Source organism: Photorhabdus thracensis, from assembly GCF_001010285.1.
Lineage (GTDB): Bacteria > Pseudomonadota > Gammaproteobacteria > Enterobacterales > Enterobacteriaceae > Photorhabdus > Photorhabdus temperata.
In genome coordinates, this window is the sequence record NZ_CP011104.1 from 2,894,277 (window position 1) to 2,911,484 (window position 17,208).

General features: G+C 43.8%; 5 protein-coding genes and 2 pseudogenes. 2 read left to right on the forward strand and 5 right to left on the reverse strand.

Annotation, left to right across the window (positions count from 1 at the left end; genetic code table 11):
* Nucleotides 1–41 precede the first annotated feature (41 nt).
* The 3 genes from VY86_RS12660 to VY86_RS12670 form a co-directional block, all read right to left on the reverse strand.
* Nucleotides 42–338 (reverse strand): phage holin family protein, encoded by a 297-nt coding sequence (locus tag VY86_RS12660; RefSeq protein WP_071881024.1) that lies wholly within the window; start codon nucleotides 336–338, stop codon nucleotides 42–44.
* Between the two features lie 64 nt (nucleotides 339–402).
* On the reverse strand, nucleotides 403–4,821 hold the full coding sequence (locus VY86_RS12665; protein ID WP_046975203.1) for a SpvB/TcaC N-terminal domain-containing protein: 4,419 nt from the start codon (nucleotides 4,819–4,821) through the stop codon (nucleotides 403–405).
* 56 nt (nucleotides 4,822–4,877) lie between these two features.
* On the reverse strand, nucleotides 4,878–12,491 hold the full coding sequence (locus VY86_RS12670; RefSeq protein WP_052760836.1) for a Tc toxin subunit A-related protein: 7,614 nt from the start codon (nucleotides 12,489–12,491) through the stop codon (nucleotides 4,878–4,880).
* 542 nt (nucleotides 12,492–13,033) lie between these two features.
* Here VY86_RS12670 and VY86_RS12675 point away from each other — a divergent pair.
* Nucleotides 13,034–13,336: pseudogene (locus VY86_RS12675) on the forward strand (ISAs1 family transposase); the annotation flags it as partial.
* A 24-nt stretch (nucleotides 13,337–13,360) separates the two neighbouring features.
* Here the strand turns inward: VY86_RS12675 and VY86_RS12680 are convergent.
* Nucleotides 13,361–14,485: an ISAs1 family transposase gene (locus VY86_RS12680; protein WP_046973730.1), complete on the reverse strand. Its 1,125-nt coding sequence runs from the start codon at nucleotides 14,483–14,485 to the stop codon at nucleotides 13,361–13,363.
* A gap of 133 nt (nucleotides 14,486–14,618) precedes the next feature.
* Between VY86_RS12680 and VY86_RS12685 the strand changes: the two are divergent.
* Nucleotides 14,619–15,425: pseudogene (locus tag VY86_RS12685) on the forward strand (ISAs1-like element ISPlu18 family transposase); the annotation flags it as partial.
* Between the two features lie 309 nt (nucleotides 15,426–15,734).
* Here the strand turns inward: VY86_RS12685 and VY86_RS12690 are convergent.
* Entirely contained in the window at nucleotides 15,735–16,769 is a 1,035-nt protein-coding gene (locus VY86_RS12690; protein WP_046975205.1) for an Abi family protein, read from the reverse strand.
* Nucleotides 16,770–17,208: the final 439 nt, after the last annotated feature.

Here is a 17,208-nt window from a genome sequence, read left to right on the forward strand (position 1 = left end):
GCGGGAGACAGAGGACTTCTTGTTGCAGCGAAAATCCTCCATTATTTTCCTCCCTGATGCATAAAAAGGCGACGCCAGAGCCAGTTCAGCCCGGTACTTCCCGTTGTGCCGAATAGCCCGGCAATTGCAAAAGTCATATAGATGCTGCTGCCGCTTTCAAAACTCAGTAATCCTCCCAGGATACCGGTAAAACAGGAGATGATGAGTTGGCATAGGACGTTAATCCAACTCCATTTGTATTGTTTGTTCTGTATATCAATGAGGTATCTTACTAATCCGCCCCAGGCCGCAATAAAACCAATGATCAACCAGATAACAAGTTGAGTATCTGACGGCATTTTTAACGACACTTTTCACCTCTATCTATGCTTCCCGCCCGTTAGCCGGGCGGGGCTTATCAAGTTATATTTTCACCTCAGCAGCTGTATCGTTTTCATCCTCACTGACAGTCAACCAAGGAGTAAACAAGGTTCGACGAAACCAGCCTTTTGCGGTGATAACCTTGATTTCCCGACCAACGGGATCATAAACGTGGGTATCTGCATAAGCTTCTTTTGCCTGCCGCGCGCTGTCATCACTGACATAACGCCAATCGTTGAGGAAATAGGGCTGATAGGTTCGTATTGGTTGTCCTTTATTGTCATACTCTGTTCGTCCAGTCACTGCCCAGCGGGTCTCCGTATGTTTGACATTTATGCTCAGGGAGCCGTCTTCATTACGTTGCCAGGCCATGCCTGCCTCATGCCGGGCGGCTGCTTGCAGCAAGCGGCCAAAGCCATCACTGAATACCACTTGTTGACGGATTTGTTGCTCAGGATCGTGGTCATAACGATCCGTGATCAGCGTGAGGCGATGAGGGGGTAAACGGGTGCTGTGGTTTAGCGGGCTGACCAACTGGGTGGCTGCATTTTGGCGTTGTACCCCGCGGCGATGGCCCAATGTGCAGATGTATCCGTCTTCAGTGATGATTCCGGACTTGTACAGTGTTTGCCGGTCTTGCTCTGTCAGCTTATTGAAGGTTAGCTGACTTAATACCGGCATCCAGCTTTCCGGTGCATAGACCTGACATTGTGCTACAGGAAGCGGTTTTTGCAGAGCAATAGCTATGTCTACTTCGGATGGTGGCGAAAATGATGTTTTTTCCGGTGATGAGTAACCAGTCGTCTTGCCGTTTTCAGTTCCCCAAAAGCGCTGTGCTATTGGGCGGCCCAGAGCATCCAGCGTGATAAGATGCTCATTGTCATTGATATCAGTGAGCTGCACGGGAGCCAGAAAACGCCAGTCATATTTGGCTGATGTTGTCAGGCCGGCCGCATCCTGCGTTTTTGTCACGACACAATAGTGTGCATCCCAGGTGAGTGTGATTTTTCCTGTAAGTTGTGTGTTGTTCTGCGTTTGTGGACGCCAGAACTGTGCGGCAGTTCCGTAATCGGTGTAGCCGTGACGGGCTGTCCAGACTTTGCCTTCCCCAGTGCGAGGGAACAGGTAATCCGTCTGTTGATATCCGGCTTTTGCCAGCGTTGTTGGCAAAGTATCAGATGTGATACTTCCATCAAACGCTGACAATGTGGACTCATCAAATATTGTTGTCTCTGTAAAGGCAACTAATGCCTGTCGTGTCGGTGCATTATTTTGCCCACCGGTATAAAACGTTCGCTGTTGGCCGAAGTATTTACGCAGTTTGTCATATGCAATCAGGATGTCTTTGTCACACAGGATTTCCAGGTTTAAACCGCGGTTAACTTCATCGTGTTTGATCTCATAAGTATCAGTGCGCGTGCCATCCGGTAATCCCAGTACCCGAACGGTGTCGCTGGTCAGATGGTGCCAACTGAACTGTTGATAGGTCAGTCGTAATTTGTGTTGCTGGTCATCATAGCTGTTGTCAAACAGCGTATCAGGTAATATATCCGGATACGGGCTGGTGTCAGGCTTCTTGCGGCGTGGGTACTGTACCGAAACTTGTTTTAGTGGCTGGCCGAATAGGTCACTGGATAGCGTGATATTTTGGCTGCACTGTGGGTCACTGGCGATACGTTCGTAGTGATAGTTACGACTTTCCGCTACCGATGGCCAAAGTACAGGATATTCGCTCTCTGTATTCTGTAATCGGCGTACCTGTGGACGGAATTCAGTGACTGTATAGGGAACCTCTTTTTGTGCGCTGTTATCCCGTCCGTACAGTTCACTACGCAGTGGCTGACCTTTCAGCGCCCGGTTGAACCAGTACCGATTGTTGTCATCTTCCGGCGTCAGCAGAACATCCTCGTTATTTGTCCAGACGGTAAAGCGCGGTGTAAAACCGGCAAAAGCCTGATTATCGCCACGCCAATATTCTGCCGATAATGCATCGTCTACTACGGGCAGTCCGGTGGCATACCAGTTTTTGGTCAAAGCGGGTGGTGTGTGTTCTGGTGCGCTGCCCTCAGATAATTTATGGCTATCTGTTTGTTCTACATAACCAAACCCACGAAATTCGCGTTCACGTCCGTCCCAAGCACCGTGGGCATAACGCAGGGTTGTCACTAATTTATTGCCACTGATTTCATCCGTTGTTTGCGTTTGCCAGAGGGTGTGTACTGGGAAGGGCAGATAGCCTACCGGTTTTGGTCTATCGGCTGGTGTTGAGGCTTTTTCATCCAGCCAGAACTGAGCAGAGCTGCGGTAACGCAGGGTGTGATGGGTGCCCATATTGTTATTCATTTCATTGAGCAGCCACGGTTTTGCGTTGGTCAGATCGCAGCGCCAGTGATGGGGGGCCATATGTGGCACGCTCAGTATCAAGCTAGCTACCCCCAATCCCTGCACATCGGCCACCTGTAATTGACAAGTATCATCAAAACGCAAACCATCTGGAAAGGTTAGTGTTACTGGTGCTGAAAAACCGTTGCCACTGTTATTCAGGAAGATATCCAGGCGGTTTTTGTGAACATAAATCAGGTCGGTTGGACCGCTGCCATCCAGGTCTGCCAGATAAACCTGAGTGGGATTAAACTCAATTGTTGGTTGGCTGAATCCCGGCAGGGTGATTGGCTGACCAAATCGTCCGTGCCCCAGATTCGGCCAGCAAGTGACTTTAGTCGCACTGACTTCAACCAGATGTGCTTGACCGGAACCCAATACATCACTAAAAGCCACTAACTTACGGGCGTCGGCACCCGGTACCGGCAGTGTTATGTCACCGGATTGCACCACATCCTGCCCTTTGGCAAAGCCGTCGCGGGTATTGGCATACAAGCGCACACTTTTAGGACCGATCAGTACCAAATCAGACAGCCCGGCTCCCATTAAATCCGCCAGTTGCGCACGGGGATGAGTGTATTCTACCGGCAGGGCGTTGAGCGGGGTAAAATGTGTCCAGCTGCCATCCGGGCGTTGGCTGTGGTATCCCCGTAACCCCGATCCGGTGATAACCCAGTCAAGTTGTCCATCGCCGTTGATGTCTACCAGTGATGCGTTGTTTTGTAAGGAAGGGATGACAGACAAAGGTTGTATTTTCCCCCAAATGACAGCATTTGGCTTATCTCCTATCTGACGCTGTGGCGCGCGGTACCACCAAGCGCTTTTATCTTGATATAGCAGACCAGGTAAGCCTTCGCCTTTCAGGTCAACTAACTGCCAGCGCTGGACGGTATTGAAGTTTGCCAGTACATCCATCGGTTCCCATTTATTGTTATGCGTCGGTGAAAAATCCTGATATGCCAGTTCCAGTGGTGGCAAGGTGACGGCAGTACCGTCTTGTTCGTGTCCCACCCGACGAACAAATACCAGCGTGCTGGCTATTGCGCTTTCGTCATAATTCAATATTAGGCGTGAAACCAGCGAAGGTTCATCGTGCTCTTCTGTCTGGTTATCCAACGCTTGCAGGTGATGATACATCAGTACCTGACGGCATAAGCGGCGGGTACGAATCTCAAAGCCATATTCATAACGAGAAAAACGGTCCTGACGACAAAGCCAGTTACCCGTTGCTGTAAATGCTGGTGGCATTTTCAGGTTGTTACTGCGTTCGCCATAATCAAATACCAGATAGAACAACCAGTTTTTTTGTGAGGGAACGCTGCCATCCAGACAGGGGAACGTTTCGCTGGCTGTCAGGTTGCCGTAATACACCATGTGTAGATAACGTTGCGCTGTGGCCTGTGGATGGGCTGTCATTTCATCTGCTTCGCAACTTGTGTCATCTTCGGCACGATATTGATAATAAATTTGTTCACCACGTGGTGACACGGAAGCTTCCAGTAACCATTGTGCTGTTTGTAAGATTTTTGATGGGTTGCTGATCCGCGCCTGAGGCGATTTACCCAGTAGATGTACCTGTCCATCTGGGCTATATATCAACCAAAAGTCTGTTTCGTTTTTTGTCTTAGGTTGCCAATACTCCAATCGGCTGAAATGGCTTTCCAAACGGGAACGGTAGCCGGTAACAGTAAAAGTGGCATCCAAGCTGGTATTTTTTAAGTAGGGATTTTTTAATATGGACTCATCGCGAGGTTGATCCGCGATGACCAGTACTTCACCTTCTGGCCCCAGAAAGGTATCGGTTTTGTCATAGTGAGGAACCCCAAAATGGGTACGGCGGCGGATAGTCATAACTCCACAATCCCAGCCCAGACCAAACGTGCTATTACCGGCGCCACTGTTGTAATTCAGCGTGAGTGAGGGGGCATAGCCACGTCCGGCTGAGATAGGTAATGGCAGAGACAGTGCAGCCATACCATCCGGTCCAGTGGGTGTTAATGCTTCACCCATACCTGTGATAGCACCTCCCCCTTTAGGCAATGATAGTTCCGTAATACTGAATTCTTGTGAATTTTGCATGAAAGACTCCTTGCAGGCCCCACTTAGGGGCCTGTTTTAGCACTGAGTTGAAATCGTTATTGGCGAATGGTGTAGCGAATATGCAGAATTATGTCGCTTAGACTCTCCAGCATGGTTTTTTGTTTACCGGTTGCATTCGGGAAACTCAGCGTTAATGTGCCTTGATCAACGTCAATCCCTTCAAACGGCAGGAATTTGCCATCATTGAAATCCAGTTGGAATTGGCCGCTGTCATTCATACCGTGGGAAACCGCCAGTGCTTCACAGCCTTTGGCTAACCCGGCTTCCTTGCAAGACAAGACTGCCTGAACATCCTGATATGGCCCTAACAAAGCGGGCAGGGTGACGCTGATCTGTTTAATACGCCGAACGTTGCCCACACCACTGTCCTCCGGGTAGTCTTTACAGATTTGCAAATCTGCTAACGAAATGGATGCTTCCAGGGAGGTTTTGGTATTGGCACCAAACTCCAGCTTATTATTGCCCTTGCCGGCACTGCCTGAACCTTTACTCACCAACTTCTCTATTTCCTGAGTCAGGGTAAATTTATCTTGCGGTAATTTGGCATAGATTTCGGCTAGCGAAATGGTTCGTTCCACTTCCAGCACGCGTTGATCCTGTCTCAAATGGGCATCTTCCATCTGTGCCAGATTCAACATCAAGGTTTCACCCGCGAGCAGACCAGCATGTGTTCCCTGCCAGGCACCAGGCTTAATGAAGCTTGTGTTGGTTTCATTCGTCTCCCAGCGATAGGCCATTTCAGCCATCAGACAACGCGATACGGCCAGGTCATAGAACTGAAAGTAAATGGCGGCTAGTCGGCCACGTAACCAGTTGAACAGAGCCTGATTACTGAACTTACGTTGCAGGAAGGTCAGTTGTGCATGGGTTTGTTCCTGCTGGGTTTTCAGGCTGGTTTTCTGCAATACTGCGGCTTCACGGCGCACTGTCAGAGAACCAAGTTGAGCGTCGATTTGTTTCAGCTCGGCTTGTGCATTATTACGCTGGATTTCCCATTCCTGACGGCGGCGGCGCCATATTTCAGATTGTGAGACTTTATCGGCTTCAATCAATAAACCGTCGGCGGCAATGCCTCCACCAATAGCAATCGCATTGGCGATAGCACCATAGTGTGATCCCCCGACGGCCATACCGTAGATATTCGGTACCATATCCAGTGCGGCAGCAGCCATATGCAGACCTTTCAATCCGGCGGTAATACTTTGGGAAGCTACTCTCATATCCAGCGCTTGACGTTCACCAGAGTTGATATTTTCATCATATAATTTGCTGTAGCTGTTAAAGCGTGATTGTGCTCCCAGGCGTGTTTTTTCCAGCACAGTTTCTTCAGCATCCAACTCTTCAATGGTTTTGTCTTGTACGCTGAGATTGGTCAATATCAGTTCTACCGCCTGATTTTGTAATAGCGTATTTAATGCCTCAGCATCCTGACGTTCGATAATATTTTGTAACGTGGAGCCGAATTGAATGAGCTGGCTTACCATGCCGCGTGCATTTTCCAGCATGTGTGGGAAACGCCACAGTGACATAAATTCCGGTGGCAGACTGCTTCCACCCTGTGAGCTGGCAACAGCAGCGCTGAGTAACGCTTTTGGGTCTGCCGGGGTGGCGTAAATAGGCAGGTGCAAGGGCTGACCGTCGATAGAGAGATTATGACGCAGGTTGTACAGCCGTTGTTCCAGTGTTTGCCAGTAGTTCAGCATCACTTCATTCGCTTGTGGCAGGAAAAGATCTGTCGGCTTGTCATGCTGCCCAAAATCATTTTTTTGCAGAGCGGCTATTGCGCGGGAGTGCTCCTTTTGTCTCTCAGGATTAGCGGCATCACTCAAACTTTGATCATCCCATGTTGAATTGAGTGACAGATGGGGTTTGTCGCCTAACAGATGCAGTGCCTGCATGTACCACATTTTGGCTTCGTTGAGGGTGTCCCGCTCCAACTGACGATAGGCGTAGTCTCCACGCGCCATCAGTAGGTCAAGGGTGCGCATAAACGTGGCGACTTTATAGTGCATTGGGTCGTGTTGCGCTATGGCATCAGGATCGACCGAATCTAGAGGATCATCGTTCCAGCTGGTGTCTTCCTGTAATGGGCGAACATTCCAGTGGTAATCCTGAATCTGATCATGCTTAATATAACCGGATGGGTTCCAGACATATTTCAGCCAACGATTAGCTTCATCGAAATTTTGCTCGTGTAGCAAACGTTGAGCAATTAACATCGGGGTATAGTAGAACAGTTCCCAGAAATAGAGGCTGTTAGCGCCGCTGAAATCCGTGGGTTCCATAGCATTAGGAGAGCTTTCCCCTAATTTGGGCTCCTGAATATTCTGGGTGTCCATACTTAAAATAGTATCGATCCCAGCATTGGCGCGACTAATTAATTTACGGGCAAACAGGGTATTAAGGCGAGTACGATAAACTCCCCATTGCATATATTGTGCTCCGTTTGCATCATGGTGAAGGGTCAGGACATCATCAACATTCGCCTTTTTGATAATACGAATACTGAAATGTTCTTCGCCTAGATGACGCTCCTTTTTATCCGATTCAGATGCCTCAGTATCAGTAGATGTCTTAAATGCCTCGGCAGATGCCGTAAAGGTGACATCAATGCTTGCCTCATTATTATGAAATGCCAGTTTGGAGATATCTATTTCAAGCTCTTTAAACTGATAATTCATTTCTTCAAAGCTAAGAGGCGGATTGGTGGGCACATTGTTGTTTTGGTCTGCTACAAAAGTTTCCTCTGTGATACCAGCTGCCTTCACTATTACTTTAACTTTTGAATGCTTAATGTCCGTATTGATAGACAATATCCCTGAAACATCGGTGTCAATACCACCGTGGTCATCCATATAGAAATATGCTTTAAATGGATCGTCGTTGCTATGTTTATTCTCAATATAACCATAATTACCACTAATGTTATCGCCAGTGGTTGTGGACATTTCTTGCGAACCAGAGGGAAGGTTAGGGAACCAGGCTCTTACAAAGTTAGTGGTACTTTCCCGATAAAATAGTAATCTTCCTTGACTAAGTTTGCTAGCCTCTCCTCCACTATATTGATAAACAGGGTAGATGAATTTTTTATTTGACAAGTTATTCGAGTTAATACCCAGCGTGGTGTAAATAATAAATTTATCACCTAGCTTACCGTATTTCTTCATCAGATTGCACTGATTACGTTGTCGGCCTACAAGTCCATTATGGATAATTCTTAACCTTGGTGAGAATTTGATTTTTAAATTGGATGATTGGGATTCGAGGTTAATAGCCGAAATATTTCCACCGTATACCATACTCAAGTAGTCCTTTCCCCAGTCATAACCATTATTACTGTTTACTGATGAAGGGATTTCGTAGTTTTCTGCATAGCGGTTATTTACTCTTATGACATTATTGGTATCAAACTGCTTATGAGAATTAGGTCTGTAATTTTCAGGTGTCATTTCCTCAGGAGACATATTGGAAGTGATATATAGCCCTTTTATTGGTGCTGTGTATCTTTTTTTTTCGTCTTTTTCTGTGTAGTTATTTAATTCCTCCTGTTTTTTATAAAACATAACCAGCAATTTATCTTTGCCTTGAAAGCTTGCACAATAGAGTCCTGGTGCTTCATTTTTTCCCAGTGTTAAATCAGATATTTTGCTATGCACATCTACTTTGCTATTCGCATCAAAGGTGATTGGTGTATTCCAAGTACCATCATAACGAATATGCGCCAGTTTCATTTCATAACGGAAACTCTCGGTCGTTTTACCGCCTTCATGTGTAGCAATCCTTTTTTCTTCCAGCCAGATTATATATAAACGGGATTGGTAGATTACCGGACGGATAGTGTCTTTGTATGGGTTAATTGGGCAGTCAATTTTGTGCCATTCACTCCAGGCATTAGCGGGGAATTTACTTTCGCTGAATTTATTGTGATCCACACTGCGCCAATAATATTGATTAACGTCTGTTTTACTGTGTCCGATAAAATAGGTTAATCCTTGGTCGTTATTAATGTTGTCATGATAGGCGCTGATAACTTCCAGATTAGCGACCTGTTCGAATGATGTTAGGTAAGACTTAAAGGCATCTTCTACTGTGTCGGTATTTAATTGACTCTGACTGATGGATTGCAACAGTGCATCCATCATTTTTGTCTGTCCGATACGCATCGTCGGATCGATGTAATTTTCAGGATAGTAAGCGAGCTTAGATATGCCGGCCCAGGTACTGTAGTGTTTGTTGTATTTATCCCAGTCTTTAAAGAATGGGCGGCTGGTGACACTCGTGACGATGCCCCCTTCCATGTTTTTTAATGCTCGGTTCACATACAGTTGAATACTGGCGATGGCTTCGGCAATCTCTGTGGTTTTGATAGCGGCGGAAACTTGGTTATCAATTAATAAGTATTGATATAGCTCATCACGGTTTTTAATTACAGCATCTTTTCTATCTTGTAGATCTTTTTGGTTATGAGCATAAATATAGTATGTACTTAATGCGGTGCTGCGAGACTCATCCAGAAACGCATGCAGGGCGTTGGCCTTTTGGGTGTCGAGCCCGGCGGTTAATATCGCCGCGACGTTTTCCCATTGGGTATAGTCAACGGGGGATTCTGCGGTCAGTACTTGCGCTAGTGTGGAAACGCCTTGTGGCGAGATGTTCAATTGATGCGTGATATTAACCCATTGCAGGATGGTGCTGAGAGATGTCCAGTTGGAGAAAGCATTCTCGTTGATAATCTGCGAGTCATGGGCTTGCGCTTGTGTCTTAGCTTGCTCCAGTAGCTTTTTATCAAGATTCATGACATCAGCCAGCTGTTTTACCTCTAATGTTCCCTTTTCAAATTCGGTTAGTATAGAAGAGGCTTTTTCACCCAGAGAATTAACCCAGTCAGCAAAACGTGTCAGCGTTATCAAGGTGGCATGCGTTGGCGCTGTTTCCGCTTTAATGCCAAAGAGTTGTGGTTTTGTTACAAACAAATGGAACATGTTTTCGCTAAGGCCGGTGAAACGGTAGATCAGTGCCAGTTGTGCTAGGTTCTGGCAATACTGGATGGCTGGTGCTGCCTGTGTCTGGAATTCAGGTTGAGCTGTAACGGGATTTTTCCGTAGCCATTGCCAGAATTTTTCCACTGTCATCTTTTCTTCACCAGCTAGCTTATCTGTCCAGATGAGCACAGAATATGCTACATTCTCAGACGGTAATTGCAGAGCGGCGGCGATATAAGGAGATATGGCTTTTGGCAGGTTTTCCTTGATTTTTAGCAAATTCTCTTTGATGGCCGGCAGATTTTCTCCGGCTTTCAGCAGATATTTCTCGTGTTCTTTCAGATTTTTTTCGTATTCCCCCTGATTTTTCTCGTATTCTTCCAGATTCTTCTTGACTTCCAGCGGATTTTTCTTGGATTCCAGCAGATATTTCTCGGCCGCTAGCAGATGTTTCTCGGCTTCCAGCAGATATTTCTCGGCTCCCGGCAAATTATCTTTGTCTTCCGGTAAACTTTCTTTGGCTTTCAGTAGATTATCTTTGATTTTTAGCAGATTATCCTTGTAAAAATTCTGCAAGCCATTGTAGATGGTATCCAGAAGGTTGTGTATTTCCGGGGTTAGGGTTTCGTTATATTTGTCGGTCGTCATCACAAACAACTGATATACACTCCATTTCTGTGTACGTAGCCAACTGGTGATGTCATAGAGTTTATCAATCAGAGTTGCCAGAGCAGTATTATTGATTATAGATAAATTGGTTTCTTTTTCACCTATGGCAACCAGCAGTAAACCTAACTCATCAATAGTTAACTGATGGATATCTGCTAGTAATTTTGTTCGATAGAGGTGAGAGAGATTCTCTATATCATTAGTTATTATTCCGGTAGTATCGACCGGATTGGTAATCTTTAGTAGTCGATTTAATGAGATATCATCAACATTGAAAGCACGTTTAAGCACTGCCTTACGCCAATCAGCAGGGCTGTCCGGATTCAAATTGATGTTGTTGCTCCCTATAGCAAAGTTTTGACCATTTAGTTTTGGGGAATTAAATAAACGATCAAACTGACTTGGATGGTTGTCATTGCTAGGTTGTGGTTGTGAAATTGGTGCCTTGCATAGTGTTAATGCAGTTTCAGCATCAATACCGTAGCGTTGCATATAGTATTTAACACGGAAGACTTTCTCTAATACCTCTGCGTCGATGTTTAATTCTGGATTAATACTGAGGAAGAGTGTTGGTGACAAGCCTGTAGCTTTGGATAGGAGGATCACTTTATTGAGTTTTAGTAGAAAAGGGTAGTCATATTCTTCGAAAGTAAATTTCGTGGAAGAAGTATGTTGATGAAAACTACCACTCTGAGGCGCTATAACTTCTATTTCTAGGGAGAATTCAATAGGAAGTTTAACAATAGTTGTACTTAATTTGATATTAGTAGTGTATTCTTCATTTTCCTCAAATGGATTACCTTCCCCTCTAAGCTTTTCTCCGTTCAATTTAATTAACAGACGAGAAATATTGAGAGGTACATTTTTTTTACAACTTAACTTATAATTCTCCCCGCCGAGAGGGAATAAACTAATATTCAGAACAGGCGTTTTAGGCTGTCTGGTAATCCGATAAGTTTTGATTTGGCCGTTGCTGTTGACTACCGAAGCGATGAGTTTATGGTTACTATATTCCTGTTGACTTATCTTACTACTAATAGTAAATAGACTAACTTCTTGATCCGTCAGGTTATAATAACTTTTCAGTTTTTCCGGCGTTGCCATCAGAGAAGGTTCAATATCACCAAAACTCTCCCTATAGAGCCTCTTAATTTCCATTTCGTCATCTGTAATCTTTTCCATCAGAATATTAAACAACTCAGGAGAAACAGAAGCATTAATTCCCAATAGAGAGGTTTGATACATTAGCTTAGCGATTTCTGGTGATTCACTGGATTGTTCAAACACCGGAGCCTGTAATTGAATAATCTTACGCATGCTTTCATAAGCATCGTGATACGGAATTGAACCAGAAGGGCGGAAGGCTGATAGCGTTTTCATCACGTCAGTATGGCTGTCTAGCTTGGGCGGGGTTTTAGTACCTTCCAGCAGCTTGTTCTTGGACAGAGTTTGAATACCCTCCAGCAACACCTTATTGGACAGAGAAAGTGCGGAAATCTCTGTATTCATATTCTCTTGGCGGAGCTTCAGTAATTTTAGATCAGGACGGCGTGTATCCAGATGATAATCGGAGTTTTCCTCATCATGTAAATCCCGTGCCTGACGATAAAGTTCGGTCAGATAAGCGGCGGGAGAGAACATGGAAGAGACTGCGCCTGGAGCTGCATATTTGCTGGCGCGATTGCCAAATTTACTGTTATAACTTTCCTGATCCTGTTCATCTTTCTCTTTCTTAGCTTGATCATTCTGAGACGTTTTCAGGGCACTATGTATCGCATTTTGTAACTGAGGATTGGCACGTTTCAGAATACGGGCTTCATGCAGGCGATTATCCTTTTGCACCTGTTGTGCTTCAAGATATAAGCTTTGGGTCTGTGACCACGAGAGTTTGTCCTTTACTTTTTTGCGAAGTTCCTCAAAAGAGAGGTGGCAAATATCAGTCAGATTATTAAAATCTTCTCCTAACGCTTGTTGATATTCGGGCTTGAGTGTGTTCATGTTTATTCCTTTTAAATGTTAAGTAAATAAAACACTTATGCTGCCCTGTATCGCTTGGATATATAGAAAGGTTATTTATATCCATAAAAGTAAAGGCAACACATATAACGTCCGATAGTGAGTTGAAAATAAACAACGAATAAAAAGGCATCATTCAACTATCAACTATTTCATAACGTTATTATCTATTATTTCTTTAAATGGCAGTGGTAATGCAATAACAAAATTTATAATTGCATAAGAAGTAATATATTTTATTGACAATAACAATATGAAATAATTGCATTTGTTGCGTATGGTGTATTATGAAAAATAAGGTGATGAATAAATAGCTTTCCATAATACTGATACACCTATGCCTTTTGTTTTCTTTTTGAACAACATTGGTTCTGTAGCCTATCTCATTGATTCTACCAGGGTGAGATCTCACATTTTTAATAAGGTTATTTTGGTTAAATAAAAATCAGAATATGACTTTTTATAGGCATTTCTCTCATTAAAACGTTAAGATCTCTCTCTTCCATAAAAAAGCGATCCTAATAATGAGTATTTTTAATTTTATCAGCAAGATAGAAGACCCCCGTTCTGACATCAATAAAAAACATGAGCTAATGGATGTGATTTTTTTAGCCTTCTCCGCTGTATTATGCGGCGCTTCTGGCTGGAAATCGATTCAGGAATTTGGGGAGTTACAGAGCGAGTGGCTTAAACAATACACGCATTTTACTCACGGTATTCCCCGTCGTCACTGTATTGCTAATATTATCAAAATGATAGAGCAAGATGCACTGGTTGAAGCCTTTTATGCCTGGATCAACCAGCGTCGGATCAGGGCAGGAAAAAGTCCAGGGCTAACGCATCAAAGCTCATTATATAAACAAACTCAAGGATTCGAATAAATAATCATCATTTAAACAACAGAGCCTGCGTTTATTTTCCATGCTTAACTTACGGGATTTATTCTGTTTCAGCATATTCAAAATCCATTTTCTGAGTACAGCTAAATTTTCACCGGCAAATCCTATCCGGGCCTGGAGTTTATCCTCTCGAAACGCAACATCAAGTGACCAGTGTAAATGATTCTCCACCGACCAGTGAGAGCGTGTTGCTTGCAAGGCTTTCTCCGCATTCATTGGCTGGCTACTGATATAAAATCGGACAAAATCATGCCCACGTCCTTTTTCTGTCCGTTCAGATTGGACTGCTATTATCGTCTTTGCTTTCCATTTCTGACAAATGGGCATCTGCTCACCAACAGGGAATTGCCAGCATCGGCGATGTTCCTGGCGACCATGCTGATTATCAAATTGTTCGTAGAAAGAGGGGCCGGCAAGATCTTTTGGCGTATTCGCCCAAAAAGCGTGAAATTGCGCGCTGACTTCAGCGGCCAGTGTCGGCTGATTATCTTTGACTGCCAGCAAATAATCCGCGGATTTTTCCAGAATAATCTCGGCGATTTTTGTTTGCGTTCCCGCAGCATCAATGCTCACAAGACATCCTTCCAGCGCCAATAATTGGAGAAGTTCAGGAATGGCTTTTATTTCATTGGATTTTTTCTCCACTTTTTGTTGCCCAAGGCAGAGTCCCAGTTCAGTTGACCAGACATTGACGGTATGGATACGATTAGCTCCCCGACCTTTTGCTGTTGCCCTTAACGCCTTACCGTCAACCGCCAGTTGCCCTGAAAGACCTTCCTTTTTCAAAATATGATCCACCCATTCCTGAAACAATGATTGCAGGGTACTGGCTGGCATAATGGCAAAAATCCGGTTAAAAGTGTCATGTGAGGGAACCCCATTTGCCAGGGTTAACCAACGCTTAAACCATTTTTCGCGTTCCTGAGCAAAGAGCGCAATTTCGGACCAGGTATCAAAACCACACATCATGGCACAAAGTGCCATAAAAATGACCTCAGATAGCACATGAGAACATTTTGCTTGTTGACGTGGGTCAGGTAAGGCTTCGAGGTAGTCAAACAGGGCTTTCTGAGTCATAAATAAGGCCATTATTACGGGAAGTTGTGGATAAATAACGGTAAACAGATAAGATTGCAACAAGAATAAAGCGTGGCTTATTTTGTACGGTTAATTCGTCATCTTATGGATAAAAAATGATCATGCGTTAGCCCTGGGAAAAAGTCTTATCGCCATTGATGGAAAAACCCTGAGAGGAACCTGTAAGGGGACATTATTTGAAGCCCTGCATGTGGTCAGTGCTTATGATGTTGAATCCGGTGTAGCCCTATACCATCAGGCAGCCGAAAGCAAAGGTCAGGAAGGTCCGGTTGCCAGACAATTGATTGAATTACTGGCGCTTGATGGCGCGATTGTCACTATGGATGCCCTGCATTGCCAGAAAGAAACCCTTGCGTTAATTACTCAGCGCGGCGGTGATTTTATTGTCGGTCTCAAAGGCAATCAAAAGACCCTCCATGAATGGGTCAAATCGTATTTTGCTTCGCATTATGAGAGTGATGAGCTTGTTGACTTTACGCAGAAAAATAGCGGTCATGGACGGACAGAATTTCGGCATGTCATGCAAATTCGTGCCGTATTGCCGGAGGTCCTTCGGCGGCAATGGCCTTCAATACAAAGTGTTATTGAAGTAGTCAGTGAACGAAGCGTAAAAGGTCAGCCTCCCCATCGTGATTCACGCTGGTATGTCAGCTCGCTACCGTTGGAGGCGGAAATCGTGGCTAAGGCAATAAGAAGGCACTGGTCGGTGGAAAACGAGCTGCATTGGGTATTAGATGTCACTTTTCGAGAAGATGCTATCTCACTCAAAGATCCTGATGGGGCTGCACAAATGGCGCTTTTTAACCGAATTGCATTAAATGTGATTAAACAGAATACCAGTATAAAAGACAGTCAGGCGGCTAAACGTCGAAGAGCCATTTGGTCAGGGGAATTCCGTAGTCAACTTATCTTTGATTAAATTAAATACAAAGTGGAATCCCGCCCTGTTGATTCTACAGACCACTTGGATGAAAAGGCTGTATATCTTGGTACACAAGGGCTGGTTGGAAGTGGAGCATAATTATGAAAACTTATTTATCACTAAATTCTCGTTTGAGATTTTGAAGCATTATGCTTGTGTCCTCTACTGTATCATGTAGCTAAGCTGCGGCAAGCGTTTCTTCTGTATGTGGCAAAAAAATGGCCAGCCTAGCTACTTCAGTTAGATGTAAAATATAAAGTTTGTTAGTATATTTTTGCCTTTTTATTTAGCGTTAAAAGGCCGTTATTATTTTCTTCTAACATTTTTTGCAACCCATGTGCTACTTGTATTGTCTGGCTCGAAATTCACGTTAATACCTATTTCGTGAGGTAAGTTCTTTTCATGATTTCCATGGGCATCGAGAACAAATAGATTACTTGGATGTTTAAATGCTTTTATTGAAACCACCTTACCTTCAACCTTTACAATTACACCATCCAATCTTGTTTCTGTAATGTTTGTATTATACCAAGCCTCTATATCTACTGGATGTACTTGATCAAAATCTTTGGCTGCCTGTTTGAATCTCTCAATAGTTTCCTTTTTACACAGTTGTGTTATTTGCTCTATACTTTCCATAATAACAATTGTTTTGAGATTAGAGGGGTTAATATATTTAATTAAGTTCAAACACATCTTAAAACTATTGAGTACTGTATTAATGTGACCTTCAACTGAAAAACTTTTCTTATTATGCCATATAGGCTCATGATGAGCGATTCTATTACGAAGAAAATTAAGTTTTTTTATGTCGTTGGTTATATGCTTGAAAGTCACTTTTTCACCTGGGAATGAAAAATCTATCATTTCCGGCCATATTTTAAGGGACCCTTGTTTATCAGATTTATGATGATTGGAGCAAATGTTACTCCATACACCAAATGTAAGCTTTGCAATCAATTCATCCGGAGTTACTTCTCTTTTTTCTTCTTGGATAGAAGAAAGGGCATTTTCCACTGCCTCACGGCTTTTTATAAATTTGTTGTCTTCTGTATTTAAATAGAAATGTTGAATCCAGTTTCTGTCTATTGCCATTTCAGCAGCGGCAGGGGGAAGCCCACTATCTATAAGTTTTTGCCGTTGATATGCTAAGTGACCATAGTATAAACTGTTTCTTAGCGAAACTTCTAAAAGTTGTAATACAGGAAAAAAAGTGGCGCAGAGCCTTTTATTCCATATATAGAGTCCTAAACATTCAGCTTCATCTTCTGTGTTAAAACCTCTTTTGTAAGTTGATATACGTCTTTCTGATATCGACATTAGAACACTTTTGACGGTCATTGTAATTCATATCCTTTTCTCACATGATTTAAAATAATATAATAATGATTGTGATATTTCACCTATACTTTTCACTTGCCTCTTTTCCATTCTTTGTGATTCATTACAGGCTGTTGTTTTAGCAGCAGGATGCTTGACGCTATCTGTTTGTTGCTGTAGTATTCCCCCTGCTGATCGCGGCTATTGCCGCTAGCAACGTGCTAGGGTCACAGATGATGGAAATCATGCTGCTGATGCCGAAAGATATTCGGGATAAACCCCTGTTGAGAAATCAACAGGGGTTTTCTCGTTTTTTTAATTAGAAAGGCAAAAATTAATATACGGAAATCCTAGCATGACCACGCGATTTTGTTCAGGGAAGCCCTCGGGGGGCTGAGGAATCCCCAGAAAATAGACAAGCATAGCGTTGTGTGATCTACTGATTGTTCCACCAAGTCAA

Coding starts and splice junctions, on each gene's coding strand:
- VY86_RS12660 (WP_071881024.1), bottom strand. CDS start 338: ATGCCGTCAGATACTCAACTTGTTATCTGGTTGATCATTGGTTTTATT.
- VY86_RS12665 (WP_046975203.1), bottom strand. CDS start 4,821: ATGCAAAATTCACAAGAATTCAGTATTACGGAACTATCATTGCCTAAA.
- VY86_RS12670 (WP_052760836.1), bottom strand. CDS start 12,491: ATGAACACACTCAAGCCCGAATATCAACAAGCGTTAGGAGAAGATTTT.
- VY86_RS12680 (WP_046973730.1), bottom strand. CDS start 14,485: ATGACTCAGAAAGCCCTGTTTGACTACCTCGAAGCCTTACCTGACCCA.
- VY86_RS12690 (WP_046975205.1), bottom strand. CDS start 16,769: ATGACCGTCAAAAGTGTTCTAATGTCGATATCAGAAAGACGTATATCA.